Raw genomic sequence first — 7,696 nt, 5'->3', positions numbered from 1 at the left:
ATCAGCTGCTGCTGCATATTAAATACCTGTATGACAAAAAGACAGGCCTGTTCTTCCACGGCTGGCATTTTGGCGGCCGGCATAATTTCAGCGAAGCTTTCTGGTGCCGCGGCAATGGCTGGTTCACGCTCGGTCTGCCGGAGTATCTGGAGCTGATGCGCCCGTATCTGGACAGCGGAGTCTTCACGTATCTTCAGCAGATTCTGCAGGCACAGGCAGAGGCCTTGTTGGCCTGCCAGAGTGAAGACGGGCTGTGGCATACACTGCTGGACGATCCGGGCAGTTATACCGAAACGTCCGGATCAGCGGCCATCGCAGCCGGTGTTCTGCATGGTGTGCACAGGGGGCTGCTGCCGGAGGGCTATGCTGAGCCGGCTCTGGGCGCAATTCAGGCTGTGCTGGACCGGATTGACGATGAAGGTACAGTGCTTGGCGTATCGGGCGGCACGCCGATTGGTGCAGCCAAGGAAGATTATAAAGGCATCATTATTGCCCCCATGGCCTACGGTCAGGCGATGGCTCTGGTCGCGCTCGGCGAAGCTCTGCATTACTGCTGAGGTTTGTGCTGGAGTATAGATCCCTGAATCTACCCGAATAAAGGTAGGGGTATGATGCTTCGGGCGATTGTGTTGCTACATTTCGCTGGAACAGAAGGGAGGAGTCTCGTGGCAAGGTGTGTCATGGCACAGGAGTGAAAAGTTTCGTGGCAAGGTATGTCATGGCACAGGAGGCTCCAAAGATTAGTTGGATTTTCTCCAGCTAAATCGGTCATTATCCATAATTTATAATGATTAGTTGGAAAAGCTCCATCTATTCCGAACCAGAAGCCCCCTATGGGGTGAATTCGGTACAATGAAGTGGAGTTTTTCCAACTAGCCTTCTAATCCTAGCGTTGGAGGGCAAAAGAGGTGGAGAAATTCCACTTAGCCTGATCAGAAGCATGTGCCTTTCAAAACAATTTTTCATATAGTTCTGATGAAGAACAGACCTGCACAAACAAAGTGCTGCCATCCTAGAAGTCTGTGCGGGTCCCTAATAAGCTGTAAATAAAATGCGGTACAGCTTGGCGAAAGATTTGCTTGTAGCTTTCGGATACATGAAGTATACTGTTGTCGGGAAGGTTAAGCGCTTACCCTTCGAGGAGGATAAGCGAATATGGTAAAACCAATCGTAGTTGGCATCATCGGCGCCGGAAGAATCGGCCGTCTGCATGCGCATAATCTGCGTGTGATGCCGTCATTTAAGCTGAAATCGATTGCCGAGGCGGTAGTCAGCGAGGATTTGCTGGCCTGGGCGGAGAGCCGCGGCCTGGGCCCGGTATTCGTGGACGCGGAAGACATTCTGAATGATCCGGAGATCGAGGCGGTGTTCATCTGCACTCCAACGGATACCCATGCCACCTGGATTGAGCGGGCCGCCCGCGCCGGGAAGCATATTTTCTGCGAGAAGCCGATCAGCCTGTCGCCAGAGCAGACCAGCCGGGCGCTGCAGATTGCAGAGGAAGCAGGCGTGCTGCTTCAGGTCGGCTTTAACCGCCGGATGGACCCGAGCTTCCGTAAGCTCAAGCAGCTGGTCCAGTCAGGAGAGCTGGGCAGCCCGCATATTGTGAAGATCACTTCACGTGATCCTCAGCCTCCCGGCGAGGGGTATGTGCGCTCTTCCGGCGGTATGTTCATGGATATGACGATTCACGATTTTGATATGGCCCGTTATCTGATGGGCGAGGAAGTAACGGAAGTGTACACTCGTGGGGCCAATCTGGTGGATCCGATGTTCGGGCGCTGCGGCGATGTGGACACGGCCGTCATCACGCTGACTTTCAGCAGCGGAGCGATCTGTGTCATTGATAACAGCCGGAAGGCGGTCTATGGCTATGATCAGCGGGTCGAGGTGTTCGGCTCGCTCGGCTCAGCCACTGCCGACAATTGCCGTCCGACGACCGTAGAGGTATCCACCGCAGCTTCGGTCACCCGCGACCAGCCGCAGCATTTCTTCTTGGAGAGGTACAACCAGGCCTTCACCTATGAGGTTGCCGCGTTTGCCCGTACGATCCGCCTGCAGGAGCCGCTTATCTGCAGCGGGCTTGACGGTCAGCAGGCCGAGCGGCTTGCCGTAGCCGCCAAGGAATCGCAGCGGACCGGGCTTCCGGTCAAGCTGTCTGCCGGCGCCGGAGAGGGACAATCGGAGATGCAAGCCTTGTAAGCGGATGCATACCTTGAAGACCGAAGACCGAGGAGGACGGTGAAGATGTCTGATCTAATCATTAAGGCCGGTGCGCCCGGCAAAGATGGGCTTGTGGCCGCGGTGAGCAAGGAGAACGCCGGATGGAAATACGTAGGGTTTGAAGTGTATCAGCTGCAGGCCGGAGATGTGCTTAAGCGAAGCGCCGAAGGGAACGAGATCTGTCTGGTGCTGCTGGCGGGTAAGGCGGATGTTAAAGTGGACGGCCAGCTGTTCGCCGGTATCGGCGGGCGCATGTCCGTCTTTGAGGATATGCCGCCGTATGCGGTATATGTTCCGGCGGGCGCGCATTATGAGGTTACGGCTCTGAGTGAGCTGGAGCTTGCCGCCTGCCTCGCACCAGGGACGGGTAAGTATGCCCCGCGGCTGATCGCCCCGTCCGATGCTGTGGCCGAGGACCGCGGCTATGGCAGTATGTCCCGCCGGGTGGTCAACATCCTGCCTGAGAGCAGCGAAGCCGAGAGCCTGCTGGTCGTGGAGGTGCGCACGGGCGGCGGCAACTGGTCCAGCTATCCGCCGCATAAGCATGACCGGGATAATCTACCGGCGGAGTCCTATCTGGAGGAGACGTACTATCACCGGGTAAATCCCTCCCATGGCTTTGTAGTACAGCGGGTGTACAATGACGACCGCAGTCTGGACGAGACGATGGCCGTGCCTGACCGCAGCATTGTGCTGGTTCCGGAAGGCTATCACCCGGTGTCTGCACCGCCCGGCTATGATTCATATTATCTCAACGTGATGGCCGGTCCGGTCCGCACCTGGGTTTTTCACAACGATCCGGAGCATGAATGGCTGTTCAAGGCCGGGCAGCGGAAGCCCGGTGGGCAGGAGTAGGTTACAGTGAAATGCGCGAATAATCATGGGGTTTCCGCATGGCGGAAGCCTCTTTTGTGCGGACTCGGCGGAACAGCTGCCGTCTCCTATTGAATAGACACCACCGGGTGAGTTCCCTATAATCGAGGTATACGATGGCATGAACGTAAAGGCGGGCTTATTAACGATGAAACCTACGATCTATGATGTGGCACGGGAAGCGGGAGTCTCGATCGCTACGGTGTCCAAGGTATTGAACAAGAGCGGGCGGATCAGTGACAAGACGCGGGAGAAGGTAGGCCGGGTCATGGAGGAGCTGAACTATCAGCCGAGCCTGGTGGCCTCTGCGCTGACAAGCCGCCGGACGGGAACGATCGGGCTGGTGATTCCCGATATTGCCAATCCCTTTTTTGCCGAGACGGCCCGCGGTATTGAGGATTATGCCCAGGAGCAGGGGAGCGACCTGATCGTGTGCAGCACAGACCGGGATGATGAGAAGGCGGCCAGATATATCTCGCTGCTCCTGCGTAAAAGAGTGGACGGCCTGATCATAGCTTCCCATACGGGGAAGACGGACATGATCCGCCGCCTAGTGGCCGACCACGTGCCGCTGGTGCTGTTCTCGGCCGATATCCGGATGATGGATGGCAACAGTGTCACGGTCGATGACTATAAAGGCGGGTATCAGGCAACGGAATATCTGCTCTCCCTGGGGCACCGCAGGCTGGGAATTATCTCCGACAACCTGCCGGGGAGCAAGCTGCGTGCCGAGGGCTTCCTGGATGCGCTGAAGGATGCGGGGGTTCCCTTTGACAATCCGGCTAACCTTACACACACCTCGGCCACGCTGGAGAACGGCCGCAAGGCGGCGGCAGTCATGCTGGGCCAGGCGGAGGAGCAGCGGCCGACCGCGATATTCGCCTGCAACGATCTGCTCGCGATCGGGGTACTCAAAGAGGCGCGTGGCGCAGGCCTGTCCATTCCCCGTGATCTGTCCGTAGTGGGCTTTGACAATACGATGCTGGCGGAAATTTGTCATCCTTCCCTGACCAGCATCGCCCAGCCCCTGCGCGAGATGACCGAGCAGGCGATGATTCTGCTGAATGAATCGATCGACAATCCGGATAGCCCCAAGCGCAAGATCATGCTGATGCCGGAGCTGATTGTCCGTCATTCCACGGGTCCTGCTCCGCATTAAGAAGCAATAGATGCTGTAATTAAATTAATGTTTGTTTCTGTCTGAAGACCTGTCTCCCCGCTTTGCGGCGGCTGACGGGTCTTTTATTTTTCTATTTCTGGGGGTCTGCAAATATCTGGGGCAGCAATTGTGATATCGCTTTCAAATTGAGGATTGCCAAACCGGAATTTCTAAACTATACTAAAGGGGAAAATTAGGTTAAGCGCTTACCCTTCCCCGGTAATGATTTGTATTGGTTTCGAAGAACCGGCTGTGGTTGTTCCGGTCCCTTTTTTCTGAAGTTTTTTCAAGGAGGCGTCACTATGAACGGTTTACAGTTTGATCCCGCCCGGCCGCTGGACTTAATCGCCGTCGGCCGGCTCTGTATTGACCTCAATGCCAATGAAACCGGCAGACCTATGGAAGAGACCATGACCTTTACCAAATATGTCGGCGGCTCGCCTGCCAATATCGTAATCGGCACGGCCCGGCTGGGCCTGCGCACCGGCTTCATCGGCAAGCTTGCCGATGACCAGATGGGCCGGTTTATCCGCACCTATCTGCAGCAGAATGGCATCGATGACAGCCAGGTGAGCGTGGACCGGACCGGTGCGGTGACGGGGCTTGCTTTTACAGAAATTAAGAGTCCGCAGGAATGCAGCATTCTGATGTACCGGGACCATGTGGCGGATCTGCTGCTGAATACTGGGGAAATCTCGGAGGATTACATCCGGCAGGCCAAGGCGCTGCTGATCTCCGGCACCGCCCTGGCGCAGAGTCCCTCCCGTGAGGCAGTGTTTCTGGCACTGGAGTTTGCCCGCAAGCATAACGTCACTGTATTTTTTGATCTGGATTACCGCCCGTATACTTGGAAATCGGCCGCAGAGACGGCTGTCTACTATAATCTGGCTGCCGAGAAATGCCACTGCATCATCGGTACCCGCGAGGAATTCAATATGATGGAGAGCCTGTACAATGTGGCTGACGAAGACGATGAAAGAACGGCCAGCCGCTGGTTCTCGCATCAGGCGAAGCTGGTAGTCATCAAGCATGGCGGCAGCGGCTCGATCTCTTATACAGCAGACGGGCTGAGTCACCGGAGCGGTATTTTTCCAGCCAAGGTACTGAAAACGTTCGGCGCCGGCGATTCTTATGCTTCCGCCTTCATCCACAGCCTGATGCACGGAGACAGTGTCAGTGAAGCCATGCGCCGCGGCAGTGCTTCAGCCTCCATCGTTATCTCCCGCCACAGCTGCTCGGACGCGATGCCGACCCTGGAGGAATTGGAAGCGTTCTTACTGACAAATGAGGAGATCGTTTCAGGCGCTTAGTGAGAAGGGCGGAAGCAGCGGAAGCAGCGGATGCACCTGAGGCAGCGGAAGTATCGGAAGCCGCAGAGGCAAAGTCAATCGAATCGCAAAGCGGTGCAGCAATACATTAGCAGCAGTACATCATAAGAGCCGAGGGAGTGGACAGAATGGCACAGCAAACCGTGCAAGTACTGAACAACTATATAGACGGGCAATGGGTAGAGGCGGATACGAAGCTGACAGAGCCGGTGTTGAATCCGGCTACTGGTGAGGAGCTGGCCAGAGTTCCGTTGTCCGGCAGAGCCGATGTTGACCGGGCTGTGGCGGCGGCGAAAGCAGCTTTTGCCGACTGGTCCAAAACACCGGTGCCGCGCAGAGCACGGATTTTATTCAAATATCAGCAACTGCTCGTAGACCATTGGGAGGAACTGGCGAAGACTATTACACTGGAGAACGGCAAAAGCTTCAAAGAAGCCTACGGCGAGGTACAGCGCGGCATCGAGTGTGTTGAGTTCGCGGCTGGTGCGCCGACGCTGATGATGGGCCGGCAGCTGCCGGATATTGCGACAGGAATGGAGTCCGGGATGTACCGCTATCCCATCGGGGTGGTTGGCGGAATTACACCGTTTAATTTTCCGATGATGGTGCCCTGCTGGATGTTCCCGCTGGCCATTGCCTGTGGCAACACCTTTGTGCTGAAGCCTTCGGAGCGTACCCCGCTGCTGGCGGCGCGCCTGGTTGAACTGCTGGCGGAAGCCGGACTTCCGAAGGGTGTGCTCAATGTAGTGAACGGTGCGCATGAGGTGGTCAACGGGCTGCTGGAGCATCCCGAGGTTAAGGCGGTTTCTTTTGTCGGATCGCAGCCGGTGGCTGAATATGTCTACAAAAAAGGAACAGCCCACCTGAAGCGGGTTCAGGCGCTGGCCGGGGCAAAGAATCATTCCATCGTCCTGGCAGACGCGAACCTTGAGGCTTCCGCCAACCAGATTGTGAATGCGGCCTTCGGCTCAGCCGGAGAGCGCTGCATGGCTTGCTCTGTGGTGACGGTGCAGGATGAGGTTGCCGATGAGCTGATCTCGATTCTGCTGCGTGAATGCGATGGGATGACTATCGGTAACGGGCTGGACGAAGATACGTTTCTCGGACCGGTCATCCGCCAAGGCCATAAGGACAAAACCGCCGCTTACATTGATCAGGGTGTGGCTGAAGGAGCGAAGCTGCTCAGAGACGGCCGGGAAGATACGGCTGTGCAGGGAGAAGGTTATTTTATCGGCCCGACGGTGTTTGACGGGGTGACCCGGGAGATGAAGATCTGGCAGGAGGAAATATTTGCGCCTGTGCTGTCAGTAATACGGGTCAAAAATGTGGAAGAGGCGGTGGAGATCGCCAATTGCTCGCGTTTTGCCAACGGGGCTTGTATTTTTACGAATGACGGCGGGAAGGTGCGGTATTTCCGGGAGCATATCGAATCAGGCATGCTGGGGGTTAATGTCGGGGTACCGGCGCCGATGGCCTTCTTCCCCTTCTCCGGCTGGAAGGATTCCTTCTACGGTGATCTTCATGCGAACGGAAGCGACGGGGTTGAATTCTACACACGCAAAAAGGTCGTTACTGCCCGCTGGCAGTAGAACAGGCGAAGGGAGGAAATGAAGTGGAGCGAATCAGATTAACGACGGCGCAGGCGCTGGTAAAATTCCTGGATCAGCAGTATGTGGACTTTGGCAGTGGCCCGGAACGCTTCATCCATGGCATGTTCACCGTATTTGGCCATGGTAACGTACTCGGAATGGGGCAGGCGCTGCAGGAAGCGCCGGGCGGGCTGACGGTTTACCAGGGCCGGAACGAGCAGGGAATGGTGCATGCAGCGACTGCGTTCGCCAAGCAGAGCCGCAGGCGGCGGATTATGGCCTGCACCGCTTCCGTTGGGCCGGGTTCGGCCAATATGCTGACCGCTGCCGCGACGGCAACGGCGAATCAGATTCCTGTTCTGCTGCTTCCCGGTGACACCTTTGCCACCCGCCAGCCCGATCCGGTGCTGCAGCAGATGGAGCATACTTACAACCTGTCAATCACAGTGAATGATGCCTTTAAGGCGGTGAGCAAATATTGGGACCGGATTTACCGGCCGGAGCAGCTGATGACGGCACTGCTG

Annotated in this window: 7 protein-coding genes; all 7 read left to right on the top strand. The window is 56.6% G+C overall.

The features are described from left to right. A partial coding sequence (locus tag AQR02_RS34950; RefSeq protein ID WP_245237753.1) for a glycoside hydrolase family 88 protein occupies positions 1-557 on the top strand: 557 nt, incomplete at its 5' end. Positions 558-1,155: 598 nt separating this feature from the next. Further along, positions 1,156-2,202, top strand: coding sequence for an inositol 2-dehydrogenase (gene iolG / locus AQR02_RS26300; protein WP_054943315.1), 1,047 nt, complete (start codon positions 1,156-1,158; stop codon positions 2,200-2,202). Positions 2,203-2,247: 45 nt separating this feature from the next. Then, on the top strand, positions 2,248-3,078 hold the full coding sequence (iolB, locus tag AQR02_RS26295; RefSeq protein ID WP_054943314.1) for a 5-deoxy-glucuronate isomerase: 831 nt from the start codon (positions 2,248-2,250) through the stop codon (positions 3,076-3,078). Positions 3,079-3,244: 166 nt separating this feature from the next. Beyond that, the gene (locus tag AQR02_RS26290; RefSeq protein WP_054943313.1) at positions 3,245-4,255 is read left to right on the top strand and encodes a LacI family DNA-binding transcriptional regulator; all 1,011 of its coding nucleotides are present in this window, start codon (positions 3,245-3,247) and stop codon (positions 4,253-4,255) included. 302 nt (positions 4,256-4,557) lie between these two features. Next, complete coding sequence (gene iolC / locus AQR02_RS26285; RefSeq protein WP_054943312.1) at positions 4,558-5,565, top strand: 5-dehydro-2-deoxygluconokinase; 1,008 nt, start codon at positions 4,558-4,560, stop codon at positions 5,563-5,565. 146 nt (positions 5,566-5,711) lie between these two features. Continuing rightward, entirely contained in the window at positions 5,712-7,172 is a 1,461-nt protein-coding gene (locus tag AQR02_RS26280) for a CoA-acylating methylmalonate-semialdehyde dehydrogenase (RefSeq protein WP_054943311.1), read from the top strand. A 23-nt stretch (positions 7,173-7,195) separates the two neighbouring features. Further along, the coding region (locus AQR02_RS26275) for a thiamine pyrophosphate-binding protein (protein ID WP_245237752.1) at positions 7,196-7,696 on the top strand (501 nt) is incomplete at its 3' end.

Source organism: Paenibacillus ihuae (genome assembly GCF_001368795.1).
In the GTDB taxonomy this organism is placed as follows: Bacteria; Bacillota; Bacilli; order Paenibacillales; family Paenibacillaceae; genus Paenibacillus_AQ; species Paenibacillus_AQ ihuae.
This window is presented reverse-complemented; position numbering and strand designations above follow the sequence as displayed.